The sequence below is a fragment of the Streptomyces sp. NPDC056452 genome, assembly GCF_042796085.1.
Lineage (GTDB): Bacteria > Actinomycetota > Actinomycetes > Streptomycetales > Streptomycetaceae > Streptomyces.
This window is the reverse complement of the sequence record NZ_JBHTRI010000004.1, coordinates 239644-263595: the sequence shown is the minus strand read 5'-3', so window position 1 is coordinate 263595 and position 23952 is coordinate 239644. Positions and strand designations below refer to the sequence as shown.

Annotated in this window: 17 protein-coding genes; 9 read left to right on the top strand and 8 right to left on the bottom strand. The window is 71.4% G+C overall.

Translation table 11 applies throughout. The features are described 5' to 3' along the window. Positions 1–181: 181 nt before the first annotated feature. The 3 genes from ACFQ6X_RS06355 to ACFQ6X_RS06345 are packed head-to-tail and all read right to left on the bottom strand — an operon-like array spanning position 182 to position 4091. Positions 182–2599 (bottom strand): xanthine dehydrogenase family protein molybdopterin-binding subunit, encoded by a 2418-nt coding sequence (locus ACFQ6X_RS06355; RefSeq protein WP_383176744.1) that lies wholly within the window; start codon positions 2597–2599, stop codon positions 182–184. A gap of 2 nt (positions 2600–2601) precedes the next feature. After that, positions 2602–3198: a (2Fe-2S)-binding protein gene (locus tag ACFQ6X_RS06350; protein WP_383176741.1), complete on the bottom strand. Its 597-nt coding sequence runs from the start codon at positions 3196–3198 to the stop codon at positions 2602–2604. Between the two features lie 2 nt (positions 3199–3200). Further along, on the bottom strand, positions 3201–4091 hold the full coding sequence (locus ACFQ6X_RS06345) for an FAD binding domain-containing protein (RefSeq protein ID WP_383176738.1): 891 nt from the start codon (positions 4089–4091) through the stop codon (positions 3201–3203). Between the two features lie 272 nt (positions 4092–4363). Here ACFQ6X_RS06345 and ACFQ6X_RS06340 point away from each other — a divergent pair, with 272 nt between their 5' ends. Both ACFQ6X_RS06340 and ACFQ6X_RS06335 read left to right on the top strand, forming a co-directional pair. Beyond that, the gene (locus ACFQ6X_RS06340; RefSeq protein ID WP_383176733.1) at positions 4364–6100 is read left to right on the top strand and encodes a PucR family transcriptional regulator; all 1737 of its coding nucleotides are present in this window, start codon (positions 4364–4366) and stop codon (positions 6098–6100) included. 163 nt (positions 6101–6263) lie between these two features. Further along, positions 6264–7046 (top strand): hypothetical protein, encoded by a 783-nt coding sequence (locus ACFQ6X_RS06335; protein WP_383176731.1) that lies wholly within the window; start codon positions 6264–6266, stop codon positions 7044–7046. A 44-nt stretch (positions 7047–7090) separates the two neighbouring features. On the opposite strand, the gene ACFQ6X_RS06330 is transcribed toward ACFQ6X_RS06335, so the two are convergent. Then, positions 7091–7840, bottom strand: a complete 750-nt coding sequence (locus tag ACFQ6X_RS06330) for a GntR family transcriptional regulator (RefSeq protein ID WP_383176728.1) — start codon at positions 7838–7840, stop codon at positions 7091–7093. 146 nt (positions 7841–7986) lie between these two features. Here ACFQ6X_RS06330 and ACFQ6X_RS06325 point away from each other — a divergent pair, with 146 nt between their 5' ends. Next, positions 7987–8835, top strand: coding sequence for a (2Fe-2S)-binding protein (locus ACFQ6X_RS06325; RefSeq protein WP_383176726.1), 849 nt, complete (start codon positions 7987–7989; stop codon positions 8833–8835). A 202-nt stretch (positions 8836–9037) separates the two neighbouring features. Continuing rightward, on the top strand, positions 9038–10123 hold the full coding sequence (locus tag ACFQ6X_RS06320) for a DUF2637 domain-containing protein (RefSeq protein ID WP_383176723.1): 1086 nt from the start codon (positions 9038–9040) through the stop codon (positions 10121–10123). Positions 10124–10126: 3 nt separating this feature from the next. Here the strand turns inward: ACFQ6X_RS06320 and ACFQ6X_RS06315 are convergent, their stop codons facing one another. Next, a complete protein-coding gene (locus tag ACFQ6X_RS06315; protein WP_383176720.1) occupies positions 10127–10537 on the bottom strand; it encodes an ATP-binding protein in 411 nt (136 codons plus the stop codon). 241 nt (positions 10538–10778) lie between these two features. Here ACFQ6X_RS06315 and ACFQ6X_RS06310 point away from each other — a divergent pair, with 241 nt between their 5' ends. From ACFQ6X_RS06310 to ACFQ6X_RS06300, 3 genes are all read left to right on the top strand, one after another. After that, on the top strand, positions 10779–11177 hold the full coding sequence (locus ACFQ6X_RS06310; protein ID WP_383176717.1) for a ribonuclease domain-containing protein: 399 nt from the start codon (positions 10779–10781) through the stop codon (positions 11175–11177). Between the two features lie 96 nt (positions 11178–11273). Beyond that, complete coding sequence (locus ACFQ6X_RS06305; RefSeq protein WP_383176714.1) at positions 11274–11663, top strand: barstar family protein; 390 nt, start codon at positions 11274–11276, stop codon at positions 11661–11663. A 67-nt stretch (positions 11664–11730) separates the two neighbouring features. Next, positions 11731–14847: an alpha-mannosidase gene (locus tag ACFQ6X_RS06300; RefSeq protein WP_383176711.1), complete on the top strand. Its 3117-nt coding sequence runs from the start codon at positions 11731–11733 to the stop codon at positions 14845–14847. A gap of 12 nt (positions 14848–14859) precedes the next feature. Here ACFQ6X_RS06300 and ACFQ6X_RS06295 read toward each other — a convergent pair whose 3' ends face one another. The 3 genes from ACFQ6X_RS06295 to ACFQ6X_RS06285 all read right to left on the bottom strand — a co-directional run bounded on the left by ACFQ6X_RS06295 (position 14860) and on the right by ACFQ6X_RS06285 (position 22190). Next, entirely contained in the window at positions 14860–16602 is a 1743-nt protein-coding gene (locus tag ACFQ6X_RS06295) for a pyruvate dehydrogenase (RefSeq protein ID WP_383176708.1), read from the bottom strand. A gap of 110 nt (positions 16603–16712) precedes the next feature. After that, a complete protein-coding gene (locus ACFQ6X_RS06290) occupies positions 16713–18290 on the bottom strand; it encodes a protein phosphatase 2C domain-containing protein (protein ID WP_383176705.1) in 1578 nt (525 codons plus the stop codon). Positions 18291–18428: 138 nt separating this feature from the next. Beyond that, positions 18429–22190, bottom strand: a complete 3762-nt coding sequence (locus ACFQ6X_RS06285) for a S8 family serine peptidase (protein WP_383176702.1) — start codon at positions 22188–22190, stop codon at positions 18429–18431. 209 nt (positions 22191–22399) lie between these two features. Between ACFQ6X_RS06285 and ACFQ6X_RS06280 the strand changes: the two genes are divergently transcribed. Both ACFQ6X_RS06280 and ACFQ6X_RS06275 read left to right on the top strand, forming a co-directional pair. Continuing rightward, a complete protein-coding gene (locus ACFQ6X_RS06280; protein ID WP_383176699.1) occupies positions 22400–23386 on the top strand; it encodes a helix-turn-helix domain-containing protein in 987 nt (328 codons plus the stop codon). A gap of 73 nt (positions 23387–23459) precedes the next feature. Beyond that, a complete protein-coding gene (locus tag ACFQ6X_RS06275; protein ID WP_383176696.1) occupies positions 23460–23942 on the top strand; it encodes a DUF456 domain-containing protein in 483 nt (160 codons plus the stop codon). Positions 23943–23952 lie beyond the last annotated feature (10 nt).

The window sequence follows — 23952 nt, the reverse complement described above, 5'->3', positions numbered from 1 at the left end:
GCGTGGAGCTTCGTGACTGCGGGATTTGGGATGCTGCTCGGCGGCACGACCCGGGGGACGGCCCAGGACGAACTCTTCTTGCAGGTGGAGCGGTTGTGCGTTGGACTCCGGACGGTGCGCGGCGCGGGGAAGTGTGACGTTCACGGCAGGCGCGCACCGCCCGGAGGGTTCTGAGTGGCCGTCAGGTCCCGGTGAGGTGCTCGGGTCGTACCGGTGTCCTGTTCAGCTCCAGACCCGTCGCGTTCCGGATCGCCGCGAGGACGGCCGGGGTGGACGACAGGGTCGGGGCCTCGCCGACGCCGCGGAGCCCGTACGGGGCGTGGTCGTCGGCGAGTTCGAGCACATCGACCGGGATGGTCGGGGTGTCGAGGATCGTGGGCAGCAGGTAGTCCGTGAAGGACGGGTTGCGTACCTTCGCGGTCTTCGGGTCGACGACGATCTCCTCCATGACGGCGATGCCCATGCCCTGGAGGGTGCCTCCCTGGATCTGGCCGATGACCGACAGCGGGTTGAGCGCCTTGCCGACGTCCTGGGCGCAGGCCAGTTCGATGACCTTGACCAGGCCGAGCTCGGTGTCGACCTCGACGACCGCGCGGTGGGCGGCGAAGGAGTACTGGACGTGGCCGTTGCCCTGGCCGGTCCGCAGATCGAACGGCTCGGTGGGCCGGTGGCGCCACTCCAGCTCGATGTCGATCGCCTCGTCCTCCAGTACGTCGACCACGTCGGCCAGTACCTCGCCGCCGTCGGTGACGACCTTGCCGCCCTCCAGGAGGAGTTCGGCGGTGGCCCAGGCCGGGTGGTACGTACCGAACTTGCGGCGGCCGAGCTCCAGCACCTTCTCCCGGACGGCTTCGCAGGAGTTCTTCACGGCGCCGCCGGTGACGTACGTCTGGCGGGAGGCGGAGGTCGAACCCGCCGAGCCGACACGGGTGTCGGCGGGCTGGATGGTGACCTGGTTGACGCCGAGCTCGGTGCGGGCGATCTGGGCGTGCACGGTGACGCCGCCCTGTCCGACCTCGGCCATCGCGGTGTGCACGGTCGCGACCGGCTCGCCGTTGATGACCTCCATCCGCACCCGGGCGGTGGAGTAGTCGTCGAAGCCCTCGGAGAAGCCGACGTTCTTGAGGCCGACCGCGTAGCCGACCCCGCGTACGACGCCTTCGCCGTGGGTGGTGTTGGAGAGCCCGCCGGGCAGGGCGCGCACGTCGACGCTGCTGCCTTCGGCGTCCACCGCCAGCCACTGCTGCTCGGGCGGCATCGGCCGGGACTTGACCCGGCGCAGCAGCTCGGCGACGGGGGCCGGCGAGTCGCAGGGCTGCCCGGTCGGCAGGAGGGTGCCCTGCTCCATGGCGTTGAGCTGGCGGAATTCGACCGGGTCCATGTCGAGCTTCGCCGCGAGCTTGTCCATCTGCGCCTCGTACGCGAAGCACGCCTGGACCGCGCCGAAGCCGCGCATGGCGCCGCAGGGCGGGTTGTTGGAGTAGAGCGCGAGGGCCTCGATGTCGACGTCCTCGATGACGTACGGGCCGACCGAGAGCGAGGAGGCGTTGCCGACGACCGCCGGGGAGGCGGAGGCGTAGGCGCCGCCGTCCAGCACGATCCGGCACTTCATGTGGGTGAGCTTGCCGTCCTTGGTGGCGCCGTGCTCGTAGTGGAGCTTCGCCGGGTGCCGGTGGACGTGTCCGAAGAAGGACTCGAAGCGGTTGTAGACGATCTTGACCGGCTTGCCGGTGCGCAGCGCGAGCAGGCAGGCGTGGATCTGCATCGACAGGTCCTCGCGGCCGCCGAAGGCGCCGCCGACGCCGGAGAGCGTCATCCGGACCTTGTCCTCGGGCAGGCCCAGGACCGGGGCGATCTGCTTGAGGTCGGAGTGCAGCCACTGGGTGGCCACGTACAGCTCGACGCCGCCGTCCTCGGAGGGCACGGCGAGGCCGGACTCCGGGCCGAGGAACGCCTGGTCCTGCATGCCGAAGGTGTACTCGCCCCTGACGATCACATCGGCGCGCTTCGCCGCGGCGTCGGCGTCGCCGCGGACGATCGGCTGGCGGTGGACGATGTTCGGGTGCGGGACATGGCCGATGTGGTGGTCGTCGCGGCCTTCGTGGACCAGGATCGCGTCGGGTGCCGTCGCGGACGCCTCGTCCGTGATGACCGGCAGTTCGACGTAGTCGATCTTGATCTTCGCGGCGGCGCGGCGTGCGGTCTCCGGGTGGTCGGCGGCGACGAGCGCCACCGGCTCACCGTGGTGCCTGACCTTGCCGTGGGCGAGGACGGGCGTGTCCTGGATCTCCAGGCCGTAGTTCTTCATCGCGGCGGGCAGGTCGTCGTAGGTCAGCACGGCGTAGACGCCGGGCGTCGCGACGGCCTCCCCGATGTCGATCGACCTGATCTCGGCGTGGGCGACGGTCGAGCGGAGCGTGTGGCCCCACAGCATGTCCTCGTGCCACATGTCCGAGGAGTAGGCGAATTCGCCGGTGACCTTCAGGGTGCCGTCGGGGCGCAGCGTGGACTCGCCGATGCCGCCCCTGGTCTTCGAGCCCTGGGTGATCTTGGTGGGGGTACCGGCCGGCACGGAGGCGGCCCGTGGATGCAGAGCCATGGCTATCGCACCGTCTCTTCCTGACGGGCGGCCGCGAGGCGGACCGCGTCGAGGATCTTCTCGTAACCCGTGCAGCGGCAGAGGTTGCCGGAGAGCGCCTCGCGGATGTCCTGGTCGGACGGCGAGGGGTGGGTCTCCAGCAGTTCGTCGGCGGCGACCAGGAGGCCGGGGGTGCAGAAACCGCACTGCACGGCACCGGCGTCGATGAACGCCTGCTGGATCGGCGAGAGCTCGGTGGCCTCGCCGCTCTGTCCGTCGGCGGGCTTGGCCTGCCAGCGCTGGGCGGCGTCGAGCGTCGTGCCGCAGGCGCCGGAGGCGCAGCCGTTGCCCGGGTGGGCGTCCTCGCGGTGCTTCGCGTAGTCCGCGAGACCCTCGACGGTGACGACCTCGCGGCCCTCGGCCTGTCCGGCGGCGACCAGACAGGAACAGACGGGCACACCGTCCAGGCGGACCGTACAGGAGCCGCATTCGCCCTGTTCACAGGCGTTCTTCGAACCCGGAAGGCCCATGCGCTCACGCAGGACGTACAGGAGGGACTCGCCCTCCCAGACGTCGTCGGCTTCCTGCTTGCGGCCGTTGACCGTGAAATTCACTCGCATGGTTAAGCAGCTCCTTCGAGGGTGCGGCCCGTGCCGCGGTACTGCTCCCAGGTCCAGCCCAGCGTGCGGCGGGCCATGATGCCGACGGCGTGCCTGCGGTAGGCCGCGGTGCCCCGTACGTCGTCGATGGGGTTGCAGGCGCCGGAGGCCAGCTGCGCGAACTGCTTGGCGACGGACGGGGTGATGATCTTGCCGTTCTCCCAGAACCCGCCCTCTTCCAGCGCGGCGTTCAGGAACTCCTCGGCCTCCCTGGCCCTCACGGGCGTGGGTGCGGCGGAGCCGATGCCGGTCCGGACGGTGCGGGTCTCCGGGTGGAGGGCGAGGCCGAAGGCGCACACGGCGATGACCATCGCGTTGCGGGTGCCGACCTTGGAGTACTGCTGGGGGCCGTCGGCCTTCTTGATGTGCACGGCCCGGATCAGCTCGTCCGGTTCCAGGGCGTTGCGCTTGACGCCGGTGTAGAAGGCGTCGATGGGGATCATCCGGGTGCCTCGTACGGACTCGGCCTCGACCTCGGCGCCCGCGGCGAGCAGGGCCGGGTGGGCGTCACCGGCGGGTGACGCGGTGCCGAGGTTGCCGCCGACGCCGCCGCGGTTGCGGATCTGCGGCGAGGCGACGGTGTGCGAGGCGAGGGCGAGGCCGGGCAGCTCGGTCCTGAGGTGTTCCATGATGGCGCTGTACGGCACGGAGGCGCCGAGCCGGACGTCGTCCTGGCCCACCTGCCACTCGGACAGCTCACCGATGCGGTTCAGGTCCAGGAGGTACTCGGGCCGCCGGTGGTCGAAGTTGATCTCGACCATCACATCGGTTCCACCCGCGATGGGTACAGCCGTCGGGTGCTCGGCCTTGGCGGCGAGCGCCTCCTCCCAGCTGGCGGGGCGAAGGAAGTCCATGAGTGGCTCTCTTCTTCTCAATCGGGTCGTTCGGCTGGGGGCTGGGGACGGCCGGCCCTCGACTGGTCGTTCCTGTGTTGTTGACGCGGTGTGTGACCCAGTACACAAGCCTTGCTCCACTCGGTGCAGTCACCGAAACCATGAAGGAATTGGCTGGTCCTCATCCCTGTCTTGTAGATTCGAACGAATGGTGGGGAACATGAACCTCACCGCAACTCACAGGTATCCCCAGCTGTCCCCCGGACCAACGAAAAAGATCGGCGGCAATCGAGATGCGGCTGCGCGCACTGCTGGACACCGACGCGCTGGGCCTGCGGCTGCTCGGCGGCGAGGACGAGCTGGACCGTTCGGTCCGGGGCGTGATGACGACCGATCTGCGCGACCCGAGCCGCTATCTCTCCGGCGGGGAGCTCGTCCTCACGGGCCTGGCCTGGCGCCGGGACGCGGCGGACTCGGAGCCGTTTGTCCGAATCCTGGCGGGTGCCGGGGTCGCCGGTCTCGCCGCGGGCGAGGCGGAGCTCGGGGCCATTCCCGACGATCTCGTCGAAGCATGCCTGCACCACCGGCTTCCGCTCTTCGCGGTCAATGAAATTGTCGCATTTGCAACGATCACCGAGCATGTGGTGCGTCAGGTCTCCGGTGAGCGTGCCGGTGATCTCGCCGCCGTCGTGGACCGGCACCGCCGGCTGATGACCTCGGGCCCGGCGGGCGGCGGTCCCGAGGTGGTCCTCGACCTGCTGACCTCCGACCTGGACCTGCGCGCCTGGGTCCTCTCCCCCACGGGCCGCCGGATCGCCGGAGCCGGCGAACCCCTGTCCGGACCCGTTGCCGCGGCACTGGCCGCGCAGCACCTCGCGGCCACCCGCACCGGCCGCCGGGGCCCGCACCGCGCCGAGGTGGGCGGTACGACGTATTCGCTGTTCCCGATCCGGAACAACGGCCGGGGTACCGTCCCGGCGCCGTCCCGCGACGCGCGGGAGTCGGTGCTCTCGGACTGGCTGCTGGCCGTGGAGGCCGACGCGAGCGACTGGCCGGCGGCACGGCTCGACCTGCTCCAGGGCGTCACGCAGCTGATCGCGGTCGAACGGGACCGCCGCGACGCGGCCCGTACGGTGCGGCGCAGGCTCGCCCAGGAGGTGCTGGAGCTGGTCCAGACGGGCGCGCCCCCGGCCGAGATCGCGGCCAGGCTGCGGGTCGCGGCCCCGGTCCTGCTGCCCGGCCTCGGTACGGCACCGCACTGGCAGGTCGTGGTGGCCCGGGTCGAGTGGGCGGGCGAGGGCACGGACTCCGGCCCGGAGCTGCCGGGCGGCCAGGTCGCCCAGGCGCTGCTGGAGGAGATCCTCGTCGACCCCGCCGTGGCGGGACCCGACTCCACGGACCGGATCGCCGTGGCCCACACGGGTGACGAGGCCATCGCCCTCGTTCCGCTGCCCGCCGTCTCCGCGCCCGCGGCGGAGCCCGCTTCCGGCTCCGGCCAGGACGCGCCCGAGGAGGCCCCGCAGCGGCGGGACAACGCGCTGCACGCCGACGCCCTCCTCGCCACCGTCCGCGAACCGCTCTCGGCGGGGCTCGCGGACGACGGCCGTCTGACACTGGGTGTCAGCGCCGCCGTGCATTCGGCCGAAGGACTGCGCGGCGCGCTGGAGGAGGCCCGGCACGCCCGCCGCGTCGCGGCGGCACGCCCCGGCCGGGTCTGCGCGGCCGGCCACCACGAGCTCGCCTCGCACGTCCTGCTGCTGCCCTTCGTACCCGACGACGTCCGCCGGGCCTTCACCGCCCGTCTGCTGGACCCGCTGCGCGACTACGACCGGCGGCACCGCGCGGAGCTCATCGAGACGCTCGAGGCCTTCCTGGACTGCGACGGTTCCTGGACCCGCTGCGCGGCCCGGCTGCACCTGCACGTCAACACGCTGCGCTACCGCGTCGGCCGAATCGAGCAGTTGACGGGGCGTGACCTTTCGCGCCTCGAGGACAAGCTCGACTTCTTCCTCGCCCTGCGTATGAGCTGACCTCCGGGCGCCGTCACGGCACCGTCGCGGTCCGGTCGATTGTGAAATCTTTCACCTGACATTGATCCCACCCCTTGGCCCGGCGTGCCATTCCGTGCTGAGATGCGGCCACACTCAACAGCTCAAGGGCGCGCTCGGGGAGGGCAACGTGGCGCATACCGCCATGTCTGGTTCCGGAACGACAGCAGATGACGATCCGCCGCTCCAGACAGCGGTATGGCGGCTGCGGTCACGCGCCTGCTGGACGGACGCGGCCGCACTGCTGGAACACCACGCGGCCACGGATGCCGCAGCCGCTCTCCAGCGGACCTCTCTGCTGACCGAGCAGTGCCTCTACACCAGTACGGGCTGGACCGAGGCCGAGGACGCCCTGCGCACGGCCGAGGCACTCGCCCACGACGACACCGAGCGCGGGGCGGCCGCCTGCGAGCGCGGCTACCTCGCGTACGCCTCGACCCTGCTCGGGGTACGGGACCGGGCCGACGAGGCCAGCGTGGCGCTGAGCAGGGCCGCGGCGCTGCTGGCCCCGGGAGCCCCCGGCCGCCCCCTGCTGGACTTCCGCCGGGGCCTGATCGCCCAGAACATCTCCGACGCCCCCCAGTCCGCCCGGGCCGCGTACCGCAGGGCCCATGCCGGGGCCACGGCCCAGGGCGACGAGCTGCTGCTCTCGTTCACCTGGCGGCACCTGGCCTCGCTCGCCCTGCGCGAGGGCGAGCTCGCGGAGGCACGGCACGGCTTCGCGGAATCGCTGCGGATAAGGGAGGAGCTGGGTTATCTCGTCGGTACCGCCCCGGCCCTGCTCTCGCTCGCGGACGCCGAGACGGAACCCGAGGCGGGGCGGCTGCGCGCCGAGGCGGGCCGGCTGTTCCGGCTGCTCGGTGGCGTACCGACGTGGCTGGCCCCCCGGCTCGAGCCACCGGCCCCGGAGACCGTGGAGGCCAACTGACGCTCGCGGCCGGTGCGCCGTCCCCGGCCGGGGACGGCGCGGGGTCAGCCCTCGGCGCCCGTGAAGTGTTCGCGCACGAGTGACTGCACGACCGTGAGGTCCCTCGCGATGAGCGCGTCCAGCAGCGCGGTGTGCTCGGAGGCGTCGGCGAGGAGGTCGGCCCGCCGGGTGGCGGGGTTGCTGACCAGGGGCCACTGGGAACGGCGGTGGAGCTCGTCGGCGACCGCCACGAGCTGCTGGTTGCCCGAGAGCGCGAGAACGGCACGGTGGAAGGCGCGGTCGCTCTCGGCGTAGCTCGCCCGGTCACCGACGGCCGCCGCGGCGACCGTGGCGTCCGCCAGCGGGCGCAGCACGCACCAGTTGCCCGCCGGCACGGTACGGGCCAGCCGCAGCATCACGGGGACCTCGATCAGGGCGCGCACCTCGGCGAGCTCGGCCAGCTCGCGCGGGCCCCGCTCGCTGACCCGGAAGCCGCGGTTGGGCACGACCTCGACGGCGCCCTCGATGGCCAGCTGCTGCATCGCCTCGCGCACCGGCGTCGCGGAGACACCGAACCGCGCGCCGAGCGCCGGGGCGGAGTAGACCTGCCCCGGTGCCAGTTCGCCGTCGACGAGGGCGGCGCGCAGGGCGTCCAGGATCTGGCCGCGTACGGAGTGCCGCTGGACCACGCGGGGGGCGGGCGGCTCGCTGTGGGTGTGCTCGCCGCGTGCCTGTTCGGGCACACGGACGTCCTGCGGGGTCCCCGCGGACGCGTACGGCGGGCGTACGCCCTCGCGCGCTCTGCCCTGCTCCACCCGGACCTCCTCGGCCTGCCACGGGCCCGGCTCGCACGTGGCCTGCCCTCTGTGCACGATAGGCGGAGGAGGCCGCAGTTCAAACATCGATCAATTCGGGTAAGGTTAGGCTTACCTGCAAACGATCGTGATTCGGTGGTCCCTGCATGACCGTCCCCACCCTGCTCACCGCCCCCGCCCCGTCCCCCGTGACGGCGGCGTACGTACGCCTGGCCGAGGTCTTTCCCGGGCTGCGGGCCGAGGTGCTCGCCGACGACGCGGCCGCGCCGTCGGGCGCGGGCTGGGTGGGCGCCGCCGAGCTCGCCGAGGGCGGCGCCGCCCTGGACGCCTTCCTGGCCTGGGACAACGCGCAGGTGCTCCGGGACTACGGCACCCAGGCACGCCCCGACGTGGTGGCCAGCTTCGGACTTCACCGCTACGCCTGGCCCGCCTGTCTGCTGGTGACCGTTCCGTGGTTCCTGCAGCGCCGGGTGCCGCGGATTCCCGTCCGGGACGTCTCCTTCCAGCGGGCCCTGGGGCATCTGACCGTCCGGGTGCGCGAGTTCGCCTGCCTTCCGGACGATCCGGCGGCGACGCTGCCGGGCGCGCGGATCGTGCCGGACGAGTCGGCACTGCGGGCCGAGGTCCGCGATGCGGTGGCGGAGCACCTCGGCCCCGTGCTCGACGGCTTCGGGCCGCGCATGCGGCGCGGCAAGCGCGCCCTGTGGGGCATGGCGACGGACGAGATCGTCGAGGGCCTCTGGTACATCGCCCATCTGCTCGGCGAGGAGCGCCGCGCGATGGACGAGCTGGAGCTGCTGCTGCCCGGCACCACCAAGCCGTACGTGGGAACCGCGGGCTTCCGCGAGCTGACCGGCCCCGACGGTGAGGCACTGCCGACCCGCGACCGGGCGAGCTGCTGCCTCTTCTACACCCTGCGGCCCGAGGACACCTGTGTCACCTGCCCGCGCACCTGCGACGCCGACCGCGTCCGGAAGCTGACGCCCGCTCCCTGAGGGCGTCGGCTCACACCGCCCGTCCGGGCGACCTGAATTCGAACGCAACTCGCTTGCCCTATACGGATGTTCGAGAAGATTCCGTCCAACGGTGAGCCCAGCCACCCCAATGGCGTTCACTTGCCCCGAAACCCCCCTGAGCGGTCCGGTATTTCCGTCACGATGGCGTCCGAAACGCCCTACGCGACGCAAGGGACCGCGCATGAGACTGACCGACATATCGCTTGACTGGCTGCTTCCGGGCGCCGTACTGCTCGTGGGGGTCATGGCGGCGGTGACGGTGGTCGCGCGCGGCAAGCGCGCCGCTGAGAAGGCCGCGGCCGACGACACCTGGGAACGCAGCGAGGACCGCCGCAGGCGCAAGGAGGCGCTCTACGCGACCGCCTCGTACGTGCTGCTGTTCTGCTGCGCCGCGGTTGCCGCCGCCCTCTCCTTCCACGGACTCGTCGGCTTCGGCCGGCAAAACCTCAGCCTCTCCGGGGGCTGGGAGTATCTCGTCCCCTTCGGCCTCGACGGGGCCGCCATGTTCTGTTCGGTGCTCGCGGTGCGGGAGGCCAGCCACGGTGACGCGGCGCTGGGCTCCCGGCTGCTGGTGTGGACGTTCGCCGGCGCTGCCGCCTGGTTCAACTGGGTGCACGCGCCGCGCGGGATGGACCACGCGGGCGCCCCGCACTTCTTCGCGGGGATGTCCCTCTCGGCAGCCGTGCTGTTCGACCGGGCGCTCAAGCAGACCCGCAGGGCCGCCCTGCGGGAGCAGGGGCTGGTACCGCGGCCCCTGCCGCAGATCCGGATCGTACGGTGGCTGCGGGCGCCCAGGGAGACCTTCGGCGCCTGGTCGCTGATGCTCCTCGAGGGCGTACGCACCCTGGACGAGGCGGTCGACGAGGTACGCGAGGACCGCCGGGAGAAGGAACAGGACCGGCACCGCAGGAAGGACCAGGCGAAGCTGGACCGGGCGCAGATCAAGGCCCTGAACCGGCAGAACCGGGCCTGGGGACGCATCGGCAGGAACGCCCACGAAGTGGACGTCCAGGCCATCGCACCCGCACAGGGCGGCGGCACACCGGCCGTCGCGGAGCCTGCCATAACAGAGCCGGGACAGCTGCCCCTGCGTCCCCGGCCATCCCTGCAAGCCGTCAACGGCCAGAAATCCAGGAGTACTTCGGCACAGAACCCGAACGGTGAACCCGTGACCGTCGACCTCACAGCGGAGGACGACACCCAGACCCTGCCCCGGCTCGACTCGCTGGAGCAGAAGCTCAAGGATCTGGAGCAGCAGTTCGGCTAGGCCTCAGGGCTTCTCGCTGTTCAGCTCGAACCAGACCACCTTGCCCAGCGCCTGCGCGGTGACTCCCCAGGAGTCGGCCAGGCTCTGCACGAGGAGCAGTCCCCTGCCGTGCGTACCGTCGTCGGCGTTCGGTACGTACGGCTCGGGCTCCTGCTCCGCCAGGAAGTCGCGCACCTCCACCCGTAATCGCCTGGGCGCCGCCGTCACCGTGACCACTGCGCCGGTGCGGGTGTGGATCAGGGCGTTCGTCACGAGTTCGCTCAGCAGGAGCTCTGCCACGTCGGTGTCCTCGGGACGCGAGCGGTAGCGCAGGAACTCCCGCAAGGCGCCTCTCACTTCCCCCACGCCCGACAGATCCGCGTGCCCCAGTCTCCGGTGCAGCCGCACCGGCCGGCTCTCCTGTCGCTTCGTCATGTCCCCCGCGCGCACAGTGAATCGACCTCCTTCGAGTCGTCATCCCTCGAACACCTTCACGGGATGCATGCCCCACAGGCGGGCACTCACGCTTGTGCGGGCGTCAACAGGTGAACGGACACCGGCGCAACCCCGGCCGGAAGGCGGGTGCGTTACGTTTTCGTACCCACGGTTAACTTCCAAAAAATTCACATGAGTCGGCGTTGACGGATGGGGATCTACGCGCGTCATCATGGTGCCCATGCGAATCCCCCCACGGATCACCACGCTCGGCGGCATCGCCGCCCTCCTGTCCGTCCTCTTCGTCGGCGGCCCGGTCACCGCGACGGCCGCGACCGCTCCCTCGGTCACCGCGGTCGGCAGCATCTGCTACTCCGCCCTGCCGTCGCAGGCGCACGACACCCTCGATCTCATCGACGCGGGAGGCCCTTTCCCGTACGACCAGGACGGCACCGTCTTCCAGAACCGGGAAGGCATCCTGCCGAGCCAGGGAACCGGCTACTACCACGAGTACACGGTCATCACGCCCGGCTCCCCGACCCGCGGGGCCCGTCGGATCGTGACGGGCGAAGAGGTCCAGGAGGACTACTACACCGCTGACCACTACGAGTCCTTCGACCTGGTCGACCACGACTGCTGATCAGCAATCCCCCGGTCCGGTCCGCGCCGTCGTCCCCCACCTGCGGCGCGGATCACCGGACCGGCGGCGGGAGAACCGCGCTTGTACCCTCCACGCATGACCGTGATCTATGTGATCGACGGCTCCGAGGTCACCGGCCTGGAGCGCTTCTGGGACGTGGTCGGCGAGGCGGTGAACGGCCCCGGCGGCTATTTCGGCCGCGGTCTCGACTCGTTCGCCGATTGTCTGAGCGGCGGTATGGGCACCCCGGACGACGCCGCCTTCGTCATCGAATGGCGCGACCACGCGCTCTCCGCCCGTGCGCTGGGCCACGAGGAGACCGCACGCCATCTGCGGCGCACGCTCCCCCGTGTGCACCCCACCGGAAGGGCCGCTGCCGAGCACGCGCTGGCCGAGGCGCTGGCCGGCCGGGGCCCGACGCTCTTCGACACGCTGGTCGACGTCATCACGGAACGGACCGCGCCCGGGACCCTGCGGCTGAGGTGATCACGGGCGCCGTACGGGGAAGTGAAGCCCTGTAACACCCCGCAGGCACCGACCCCGAGGAGCCGTGATGCACGACGACCGCACCCTGGTGGAGGGCCGTCTGGAGCGGGCGCTCCAGCAGTTCGTCCGCCCCGCCCAGTACGCGGCCCGGATCCCTCTGGCCCTCTCCGCCTGGCACGCCCCCGGCGAACCCGTACCGGTGGCCGACGCTCTCGATCAGGCGTACGCGCCCTTCGTGACCGGAACGGCGTGGGGGACGCCGTGGTCCACGACCTGGTTCCGGCTCAGGGGCAGCGTGCCCGAGGAGTGGTCGGGACGCCGGGTGGAGGTGGTCGTCGATCCCGGGTTCTCCGGCCAGGGGCCGGGATTCCAGGCGGAGGGGATGCTGTACGCCGCCGACGGCGTCCCCCTCAAGGGCATCCATCCGCGCAACCGGCACCTCACGATCGCCGCGGCGGCGAAGGGCGGCGAGCCGGTCGCCCTGCTCCTGGAGGCCGCGGCCAACCCCGCCGTGCTGGAGCACGGCTTCGAACCGACCCCGCTCGGCGACGTACTGACCGCCGGGGACCGTCCCCTCTACACGTTCGCCTCCGCCGACCTCGCCGTCCTCGACGAGGACGTCTGGCATCTCGTCCTGGATATCGAGGTGCTGTCCGAGCTGATGGGCGAACTGCCCGCCGACCGCTCGCGGCGCCACGAGATCCTGCGGGCGCTGGAACGCATGCTGGACGCGCTCGATCTGCACGATGTGGCAGGCACGGCGGCGGCGGCCCGGGCGGAACTGGCCCAGGCCCTGTCCAGGCCCGCCTCGGCGAGCGCGCACCGCGTGTCGGCGGCCGGGCACGCGCACATCGACTCGGCGTGGCTGTGGCCCCTGCGCGAGACGGTGCGCAAGGCCTCGCGCACCTTCGCCAATGTCACCGCCCTCGCCCAGGACTATCCGGAGCTGGTCTTCGCATGCTCCCAGGCCCAGCAGTACGCCTGGGTGAAGGAGCATCAGCCGCACATCTGGGAGCGGATCAAGCAGGCGGTCGCGGACGGTCAGTGGGCGCCGGTCGGCTCGATGTGGGTGGAGTCCGATGCCAACATGCCCGGCGGTGAGGCGCTGGCCCGCCAGATCGTGCACGGCAAGCGGTTCTTCACCGAGGAGCTCGGGGTCGAGACGGAGGAGATCTGGCTGCCGGACTCCTTCGGCTACACAGCGGCCTTCCCGCAGTTGGCCCGGCTGGCCGGGGTCCGGTGGTTCCTGACGCAGAAGCTGTCCTGGAACCAGCACAACCGGATGCCGCACCACACGTTCTGGTGGGAGGGCATCGACGGAACCCGGGTCTTCACGCATTTCCCTCCGGTGGACACGTACAACGCCCAGTTCCACGCACGCGAACTCGCCCGTGCCGAACAGAACTTCGCCGAGAAGGGCCGCGCCTCACGCTCCCTGGTGCCGTTCGGCTGGGGCGACGGCGGGGGCGGGCCGACCCGCGAGATGCTGGAGAAGGCCCGCAGGCTCCGGAATCTGGAGGGCTCGCCCCGGGTCGAGATCGAGAAGCCCTCGGCGTTCTTCGCGGCGGCCGAGGAGGAGTACGGCACCGAGGCACCGGTCTGGTCGGGCGAGCTGTACCTGGAGCTGCACCGGGGGACGTACACCTCCCAGGCGGCCACCAAGCGCGGCAACCGACGCAGTGAACACCTTCTGCGCGAGGCGGAGTTGTGGGCGACGGCGGCGGCCCTGCGCAACCCCGGCTACCGCTACCCGTACGAGAAGCTGGACAGGATCTGGAAGACCGTTCTGCTGCTGCAGTTCCATGACATCCTGCCCGGCTCGTCCATCGCCTGGGTGCACCGCGAGGCCCGCGACACGTACGAGGAGGTGCGGGCGGAGCTCGCCGACGCGGTGGCCGAGGCGGTGACGGCGCTCGGCCCGCCGGAGGGTCTCGTGGCGCTCAACGCCTCGCCGTACGACCGCAGTCACGTTCTCGAACTGGACGCGGATGCGAGCGGAGTGCTGCCGTCGGGCGCCCATGTGCAGGAGCTGGGCGACGGGCGTACGGCAGTGGCGGCACAGACGCCGGCACTGGGTGCGGGGCTGCTGGACGGCTCGGTGGTGCCGGACCACGCGGCCACGGCGACCGGCACCGCGGACGACGGCGGAATCGTTCTGGACAACGGGCTCCTGCGGGTCACGGTCGACCGGGACGGGCTGATCGCCTCGGTGCGCGACCTGGTGGCCGGCCGGGACGTCCTCGCCCCCGGCCACCGGGCGAACCTCCTTCAGCTGCATCCGGATCACCCCAACCACTGGGACGCCTGGGACATCGACCGGCACTACCGCCGCTCGCGCACGGACCTGACGGACGCGGACTTGGTCGAGACGGTCGAGGCCGGGCCGCTGCGGTCCGCCGTCCGTGTGGTGCGCTCCTTCGGAGCGTCCCGGATCGTGCAGGAGCTGCGGCTCTCCGCGGGCAGCCGCCGGCTCGACATCGACACCGAGGTGGACTGGCAGGAGTCGGAGAAAGTCCTGAAGGCGGCCTTCCCGCTGGATGTCCACGCCGAACGGTCCACGGCCGAGATCCAGTTCGGTCATGTACACCGGGCGACGCACGACAACACCGGCTGGGACGCGGCGCGTTTCGAGATCTGCGCACACCGCTGGCTGCGCGTCGCCGAACCGGGCTACGGCGTCGCGGTCCTCAACGACTCGACGTACGGCCACGAGGTGACGCGGACCCCGCACGAGGCCGGGCTCGGCACGACCGTACGGCTGTCGCTGCTGCGCGCACCGCACAGCCCCGACCCGCACGCCGATCTCGGGACGCACCGCTTCCGCTACGCCCTGGCGCCCGGCGCGCAGGTCACCGACGCGGTGCGGGAGGGGCTGGCGCTCAATCTGCCGCTGCGGGCGGCGGTGGCCCCGGCCGTGCCGTCGCTGGTGACGACGGGGCATCCGGCGGTGACCGTGGAGTCGGTGAAGCTCGCCGAGGACCGTGGCGGTGATGTCGTCGTGCGGCTGTACGAGTCGGCCGGAGGGCGGGCGGACACCACTCTGCGGGTCGGTTTCCCCGTGGTGCGGGCGCAGATCACTGATCTGCTGGAGCGGCCGGTGGAGGAGGCCGTGGCCGGCGAGGACGGTCTTGTGCTGTCGCTCAGGCCCTTCCAGATCCTGACGGTGCGGCTGACACCCGCCTGAGCGTGCCGCAGGTCAGGGGCGGGGCATGTTCCGGAGGTTGGAGCGGGCCATCTGGAGCATCCGCCCCACCCCGCCGTCCAGCACGATCTTGCTGGCGGAGAGCGCGAAGCCGGTCACCATGTCGGCGCTGATCTTCGGCGGGATGGAGAGCGCGTTCGGGTCGGTGACCACGTCGACGAGTGCGGGACCCTTGTGCTTGAAGGCGTCCTTGAGGGCGCCTTCGAGCTGCTTGGGCTTCTCCACCCGCACCCCGTACGCCCCGCAGGCACGGGCGACCGCCGCGAAGTCCGGATTCTTGTTGGCCGTGCCGAACGAGGGAAGCCCCGCGACGAGCATCTCCAGTTCGACCATGCCGAGCGAGGAGTTGTTGAACAGGACCACCTTCACCGGCAGGTCGTACTGGACCAGGGTGAGGAAGTCGCCCATCAGCATGGTGAATCCACCGTCGCCGGACATCGACACGACCTGCCGGTTCCGGTCGGTGAACTGGGCGCCGATCGCCTGCGGCAGCGCGTTGGCCATCGAACCGTGGCTGAACGAACCGATGACCCGGCGCTTCCCGTTGGGCGTGAGATAGCGGGCGGCCCACACATTGCACATGCCGGTGTCGACGGTGAACACGGCGTCTTCGTCGGCGAGTTCGTCGAGCACGGAGGCGACGTACTCCGGGTGGATCGGAACGTGCTTCTCGACCTTGCGGGTGTACGCCTTGACCACGCCCTCGAGCGCGTCGGCATGCTTCTTCAGCATCCGGTCGAGGAACGTGCGGTCGGTCTTGGCCTTCACGCGCGGTGTGAGCGACCGCAGGGTCTCGCGCACGTCGCCCCAGACCGCCAGATCGAGCTTGGAGCGACGGCCCAGGTGCTCGGGACGCACATCCACCTGGACGATCTTCACATCGGTCGGGAGGAACGCGTTGTACGGGAAGTCGGTCCCGAGCAGGATGAGCAGATCGCACTCGTGGGTGGCCTCGTAGGCGGCGCCGTAACCGAGCAGCCCGCTCATGCCGACGTCGTACGGATTGTCGTACTGGATCCATTCCTTGCCGCGCAGCGCGTGCCCGACCGGTGCCTTGACGCGCCCGGCGAACTCCATCACCTCGGCGTGCGCGCCGGCGGTGCCGCTGCCGCAGAAGAGCGTCACCCGCTTGGCCTCGTCGACCATCCGGCAGAGCTTCTCGATCTCCTGGTCGCCGGGCCGTACGGAGGGCCGCGTGGTGACCAGGGCGTGCTCGATCGACTTCTCGGGGGCGGGCCGGGAGGCGATGTCGCCGGGCATCGAGACGACGCTGACCCCGCCGCGCCCGATCGCGTGCTGGACGGCGGTCTGGAGCAGCCGGGGCATCTGCTGCGGGTTGGAGATCATCTCGTTGTAGTGGCTGCACTCCTGGAAGAGCAGCTCGGGATGGGTCTCCTGGAAGTAGCCGAGCCCGATCTCGCTCGAAGGGATGTGCGAGGCGAGGGCGAGGACCGGGGCCATGGAGCGGTGGGCGTCGTAGAGGCCGTTGATGAGGTGCAGATTGCCCGGTCCGCACGACCCGGCGCAGGCCGCCAGGGTGCCGGTGATCTGGGCCTCCGCACCGGCGGCGAACGCGGCGGTCTCCTCGTGCCTGACCTGGATCCATTCGATGGCGGCGTTACGCCGGATGGCGTCGACCACGGGGTTGAGGCTGTCACCGACGACGCCGTACATCCGCTTCACCCCCGCCCGCACGAGAATGTCGACGAACTGTTCCGACACGTTCTGCTTGGCCATGGGTGTGCGCCCTCTCTGCGTGTGCTCGGCGCACATGCGGCTGTCCCGGCTCCGGGACCGGGACAGCCGGCCGTCGGACTCCGAAGTCCATCAACCCATGGCGTGCGGCGTCACGCCTCCCAGACGGCGGCGCTCGTGCGGTCGTCGGCGTACCCCTTGGCCCTCGTCTGGATGTCCGCGAGGAATGCGGCCAGTCCCGGCGGCCCGGTGGCGCTCCAGCGCTCGGCGAGTTCCTCGGAGAGGGCGGGCTCGCCCCGCATCGGTTCGGCCAGACCGTTGCTGCAGAGCAGCAGCGTGTCCCCCGGACGGGCGACCGAGGCACGGAAGCGGAAGGGCTCGGCGGGCGGCGGCACCGGACTCTCGATGTACGGGGACGGCGGCGTCGTGATCTGCAGGTCCATCGTCAGCCGGTCGCCGCCCGGCCCCTCTTCGCTCTCCGCACCGGCCTGGGGGGCCGAGCCGAAACCGACGACGGGTTCCCCCCGGCCGGCACCGGCGGGTGGTGCCGGCGGTTCGAGGTCCTGCCAGGCACCGTCACGGAGCCGGAACAGTCCCCCGTCGCCGATGCCGAAGAAGACCCGGGTGCGGCACTCGGGGTCCGCGGACAGGAGCAGGCAGCGAAGGCCCACGGTGTAGGCGTCGGCTTCGATGCCCAGCTCCGCCGCGCGGGCGCGCAGCTTGCCGTAGGTCCGGTCGGTGAGACGGTGCAGACCCGACTTGAGATCGCCCCTGCGTCCCGCCCTTATGTCGTCGGAGAGCCTGGTGTGGCTGCGGCCCACGGCGCCCCCGATCCAGCGGCAGGCGTCGGCGGCGGCGAGGTGCGCGTACTCGGCGGCCCGGGCACCGCCGGCGACGGCGACCAGGACGAGGGACCCGTCACCGGCACCGAAGCGTGCCGTCAGCAGGGCGTCACGCCGGGGCTCGCCCCGGAAGCGCGCCGAGTCCCCGCGTACGGAGGCGGCCCGCAGGGTGTACGTCCCGTACCGGGCGCCGTCGAGCACGGTGTCGGCGACGAGCCCGTCGAGGTCACCGGGGCCGGATACGGGCAGGGCGACGGGTTCGGCGTCGTAGGTGGGCGGCCGGTCCCCGATGTGGCCGACGACGGGGCGGGACGCCGTGACGGGGCGCGCGGGCTGTTCGGGGGGCGCCTCGGGTGGTGGCGGGGCGGCGAAGGTCCGCGGCTGCGCGGTTCCGGCCGGAGGTTCCCACGGAGCGGGGCACGCCACCGTGCGCGTCGGCGCGGGATGCGGCGGCCCGGCAGGTTTCTGCGGTGCGGCCGGTACGGATCGCTGGGGCGCGGGCACGCCGTCCGCGGCGGATCGCTGAGGTGCAGGGGGCGCCTTGGGTGCGGGCTGCTCCTGCCGGTGTGCGCCGGCGGGCGGCGCCCCGGGAGCCGACGGCCTTGTGGGCAGGCGGGGATCGGGCACCGGGACGGCGGCGCCCTCCTTGACGGAAAAGGCATCCGGCGCCGGGGCACCCGGACCTGCGCCCGTTCCCGTTCCCGGGCCATCGTTCGTTTCCGGGTCTGCGCGGTCCTCCGGTGGACCCACCGCATCCGATGCGGAGTCGAAGCGGTCGTCGAGACTGTCGGCCGCGCTGGTGGGCCCCGTGTCCGGCGCGGTCTCGTCGTACAGCCTGCGCCACCAGTCGTCCTCGTGGGCGGCGGGCGTCTCCCCCTGCTGACTCATGCCCTTATTGTCCACCGCGCGGGCTGTGCGAAAACGGTTCATCCGGAAAAGAGGCCCGGAATTGACCGCCGGAAAAAGGTCCGCCGGGCGGCCCCACCCCCCACGGGAAGGACGCCCGGCGGACCGGTCAGGGTGTCGTCAGCGCACGGCGTACGCGTCGGTCACGGTCTGGATGACGGAGTTGCCGTTGGCGTCCGTCAGTTCCGTCCTCAGGGTGACGGGCTTGCCCGCCGCTCCCGCGTGGTTCACGGTCGCGGTCCAAGTGCCGCGCTTCTCCGCGGTGGTGGCGGCGGTCCAGGTCTCACCGTTGTCGTACGAGTAGGAGACCTTGGCGGCGGTCAGCCTGCCGGGCGTGTACCCCGCGTGGCCGGTAACGCTCAGTTCGATCTTCTGACCGTCCTGCGCCGCCAGGGTCTTCAGCCCGTCCGTCGCCAGGTCGTAGCCCGGGAAGAGCATCGGAATGCCCTGGGAGTAGGTGTTCTCCTCGCGGTGCGAGCGGAACTTCCACGTGGTCTCGGTGTGCGTCGACCGCTTCCAGACGGCCGCCGGCTGACCGGACTTGAACGTCACCAGGGTGAGTTCGTACGCCTTGTCCTCGGCCGGGACGGTGAACACGCCGGAGGGGTAGCCGGACCGGCCGAGCACCTCGCCGCCACTGGTGAGTGTCATTCCGCCCAGGTCTCCGAAGGAGCCCTGCATCGCGCCGTGTTCGGTGTCGGCCCAGAAGCCCGGGGCGACGCCGATCAGGTTGTCCTGACGCTCGGCGGCGAGCTGCTGCTCACCCTGCAGACTGAGCGGCGTCGACGGGCCCACGATGCCGCGGTACCAGTTCTCCGTACGCTGCTGGCCCGCCTTGTACGTACGGGGCTTGTCGAACATGGTCTCGCCCCAGGGCAGGCTGGAGGAGACGAAACGCTCCCAGGTGCTGTCGCCTGCCGAGTAGTACTCGGTGCGCTTGCCCGGGACGGCGACGGTGCTGAACACGCCGGAGTAGCGTCCGCCGTACGGCCGGCCGAAGACCAGCGAGTCGTCGTAGTCGGCTGCGATGCCCATCGCCTCGTACGTGGCGGTGGACTTGGCGAGCTTGCTGTCACGGACCTTGTACGTACGGTCCGAGGTGACCGGGCCGGTCTCGGGGAAGCCCAGATTGTAGACGAACGGGCTGGTGGCGGTGGCCTTCCAGCGCAGCTTCACGGGGCCGTCCGCAAGGGCGGCAGTCAGACCGGCGGCCTCGCCCGCCTCGACTGCGAGGGAGGGCACGGGCGCCGAACCGAAGCCGAGGGACGGCAGCCACTTGCCCGCGGAGGACCGGTACACGATGAGTGCCTTCGCGCCGGCAGCCTTGGCGTTCCGGGCCTGGACGGTCATGTATCCGTCGTCGGCGACCTTCACCAGAGCGATCTTCCCCTCGACACCGGCGGCCTTGAGCTCGTCCGGAGTGCCGGTGCCGGCATCGACGAGTGCGGCCTCGCCCGTACCGTCGAGGTTGACGGCGCCGGTGCTCGCCGTCTGCGGGTGCAGTTCGGCGCCGCCGACGACCGAGAACTTCTCGATCTGCGGGGCGTACGCGCGCCAGAAGCTGGTGAACTCGAAGTCGCCGTCACTCGCCCGGCCTTGGACGTCGGCGAAGTAGTCCTTGATGATGCGGCTGCCGGTGACGGAACCCGAGTGCAGCCAGGTGTCGTCCCAGCTGCGGCCGAAGGCGAGGGTCGTGGAGCGGCTCTCGGACGTGCGGTCCTCGGTTCTCACCTGGATCCGGTGGGCCTTGCGGGCGTCCAGTACCAGGGTGGTGTCCTTGGTGACGTTCAGCTGCGGCCTGGCGAGGTAGCCGACGGAGTCGACCATCCTGCCGGTGGCGTCCTTCAGGTCCGGTGTCGTGACGAAGCTGGAGACGAAGTACGCGCCGGGGCGCACCTGGTACACCTGGTCGGCCGCGCCGTCGTTGAATCGGCGCTCACCGTCGGCGGTGTCGGTGCCGATGACGTCCAGCGAGGAGGATCCGGCGGCGGGCTTCCCGGTGCGGTCGATGAGCTTGACGCGCAGGGTGACCGTCTCGGCGCCGACGTACAGCGAGAACGGTGTGGAGACCTTGACGCCGCCGGCGCCGGTGGCCAGCACACGCCCGGTGACATCTCCGTACTGGGCGGCCTTCAGGCTCGCGGTCGGGTCGATGCGCAGCGGGACCGTGACGGTCGCTCCGGCCGGGACGGTGACACTGCTCGCGTCGAGCCCGGCCACCGAGGAGCGGACCGCCGAGCCGTCGTTGCCGGTGACGCCCTGGACCCTCAGCGACAGCTTCACCGGCCCGGTGCCGGAGTTGGTGTACGGGACGTCGACCGTGGTGCGGTCGCTCTTGTCCTGCGGCCAGTTGAACGTGCCGCCCTGGAGCGCGGGCGCGCCGACGACGGTGGTGTCGATGGCGGCCTTGACGTCGAGGCGGCCGCCGCCGGTCTCCCGTACGTCGCCGGGGATGTCGCTCTTCGCGGAGGAGACGAGAGCGGCCTTGATCTGCTGTGCCGTCCAGTCCGGGTGGCGCTGCTTCACGATGGCCGCGGCGCCCGCGACATGCGGGGTGGCCATCGACGTGCCCGACATCGTCCGGTACGCGTACACCCCGCGGCCACCGGCCGCGGCGGCCGAGATGTCGACGCCGGGGGCGGAGATCTCGGGCTTGAGGGTGTGCGAGCCGATCGCGGGTCCGCGGCTGGAGAACTGGGCCGTGGAGTCGTCGCGGTCGACGGCTCCGACGGTGAGCACGCCGGGGGCACAGCCCGGCGAGGAGACGGTGTTCAGCGTCGGACCGGAGTTGCCGGCCGCGATGACGAACAAGGTGTCCTTGTTCCGGGCGAGCTCCTCGGCTGCGACGCTCATCGGGTCGGTGCAGTCGGTCGGGGTCTGGCTGCCGAGGCTCATGGAGACGACGTCGGCCTTCTGGTCGACGGCCCACTGCATACCGGCGATGATCCAGGACTCGGCGCCGGAACCGCTGTCGTTGAGGACCTTGCCGGCCAGCAGGTCGGCGCCGGGGGCGACGCCCTTGTTCCTGCCGTCGCCGGCCGCGCCGGAGCCGCCCACGGTGGAGATGGTGTGGGTGCCGTGGCCCTGCCGGTCGTCGGTGGTGTCGGAGTCGGTGAAGTTCTCCGAGGCGGCGATCCGGCCCTTCAGGTCGGGGTGCTCGGCGTCGACACCGGTGTCCAGGACGGCGACCTTGGTGCCCTTGCCGTCGTATCCGGCGGCCCAGGCGAGGTCGGCGCCGACCTGCTTGGTCGACCGGTCGAGGGTGGCCTGGACCTTGCGGTCGAGCCAGAGCTTCTTCAGGCCGGCGGCCGAGCGGGCGCGCGTGCCGGTGACGTCGGCCCAGAAGGCGGCGGTCTGCTTCTTGTCTGCCTTGAGCGCGACACCGTCGACGGCGGCGAGGTCGAGTCCGCGCTCGGCGCCGCGCGGGGTGACGGGAGTGCTGCGCGCGGCCTGCCCGGTGTAGGTGGCGATCAGCGGGACGGTCGTGGAGTGGGCGTCGTCGTAGCCCTGGCGGATCAGTCCCGTGACGTTGAAGAGTTCCTCGTCGACGGTGCCCGAGGCAAGGGCGTCCGCGGCGGTGTCGGGGTAGACGTACAGGTCCTTGCCGGACTGCCGGGTCTGCACCAGGGGTACGGTGCCGTCCGCCCGGGCCATGGCCGTTGCCGACGCGTTGCCCGAACCGTCGGTGCTCACCAGGACCTTGTCGCCGGTGACGAGGGTGACGGTGACCGGGGCGTCCTCGGCAGTCGCGGCCGCGCTGCCGGTCAGCGCTCTCTGTGCGGTCGAGTCGTCCGGTGGCGCCGCCACGGACGGTGCGATCGCGGTGACGGCCAGGACGGCGGCGGTGGCCGCTCCCAGCGCCGTGCGCGATATCGGGCGCATCGCTCTCCCCAGATCATTCCGGAACGTAGCAGCACAAGGCGCCACATTCGAAAGGTTGTTGGTGCTGCGGTGGCGCCACATTGGCAGAGGCACCGGTGGTACGGGGGATGATGTGTCCGGCGGGTTTGCGCCGTGGCTGTTTCCCGCCATGGCCGGTCGGCCGGAAAGGCGCGGAGACGCGCGCACACCATCCCGGGGAGGGTCGGAAGATGCTGGCAGCGATAGGTCTCGACGAGAGACAGGAAGCGGCCTACCGGGCGCTTGTCGCGGCGGGCGCCGCAGAGCTCTCCGATCTCGCGCGCCGGCTGGCGCTGCCGGAGGCGGACACGGAGCGGGCGCTGCGCCGGCTGGAACAGCAGGGGCTCGCCGCCCAGTCCTCGTCGCGGACGGACCGCTGGGTGGCCGCGCCGCCCGGGGTCGCTCTGGGCGCGCTGCTGACTCAGCAGCGGCACGAACTGGAGCAGGCCGAGCTCGCGTCGGCGCTGCTCGCCGAGGAGTACCGGGCGGAGGCGGCCGAGCCGGCGGTGCACGACCTGGTGGAGGTGGTGACCGGTGCGAGTGCGGTGGCGCATCGCTTCCATCAGCTGCAGCTGGGCGCCGTCTCGGAGGTCTGCGCACTGGTCACGGGGAAGCCGATCGCGGTCACGGGCATGGAGAACGAGTCCGAGGAACGCGCGGCGATGCGCGGAGTGTCCTACCGGGTCGTCGTCGAGCGCGATGTGCTCGCGCTGCCGTCGGGGATCGTGGAGCTCTCGGCGGCGCTGAGCCGCGACGAGCAGTGCCGGGTGGTCGACCGGGTGCCGACCAAACTGGTGGTCGCCGACGCTTCGCTGGCCATGGTGCCGCTGACGGGGCGCGGGGCCGAGCCCGCCGCGCTGGTCGTCCATGGCAGTGGTCTGCTGGAGTCCCTGATGGGACTGTTCGAGGCGGTGTGGCGCGATGCGATGCCCTTGCGGCTGGGTGAGAGCGGCGTCAGCGAGGAGGAAGGCCCCGGGCCGGACCCCACCGATCTGGAGATCCTGTCCCTGCTGCTGTCCGGTCTGACGGACGCGAGTGTGGCGAAACAGCTGGAACTGGGCCTGCGGACGGTGCAACGGCGGGTGAAGGGGCTCATGGAGCTGACCGGGGTGTCGACGCGGCTGCAGCTGGGCTGGCACGCGTACGAACGCGGCTGGGTGGCCCGGGCGCCGCGCTGACCGCCCGGGGGTTCGCCCCCTGTCGGACCTGCGCTGACGGGCGGGACCGGGCGGACTCCGGCACGCTGGTCGAATGAGTGTGTGGCAGCTCGTTGCCGTGGGCGCGGTGATGGTGCTCGGCCTGGTCGGTGTGCTGGTGCCGGGTGTGCCCGGGCAGGCGATGATCTGGGCCGCGGTGCTGTGGTGGGCGCTGACGGACACGACGCCGCTCGCGTGGGGGGTACTGATCGGGGCGACGTGTCTGCTCCTGCTGAACCAGGCGCTGAAGGCGCTGCTGCCGTCACGCCGCCCGCAGGAGTCGGGGGCTCCCCGCAAGACGCTGATGATCGGCGGTGTCGCCGCGATCGCGGGGTTCTTCGTGGTGCCGGTGATCGGCGGGCTGCTGGGTTACGTGGGCGCGATCTACGGGGCGGAACGGCTGCGGCTGGGCACCCGCAGGGCGGGCTGGACCTCGCTCAGGTCGGTCATGCGGGCGACCGGCTACTCGGTGCTCCTGGAGCTCTTCGTCTGCCTGCTCGTGGTCGGGGCGTGGCTGGGCGCCGTGATCTGGGGCTGACCGGCCTGCG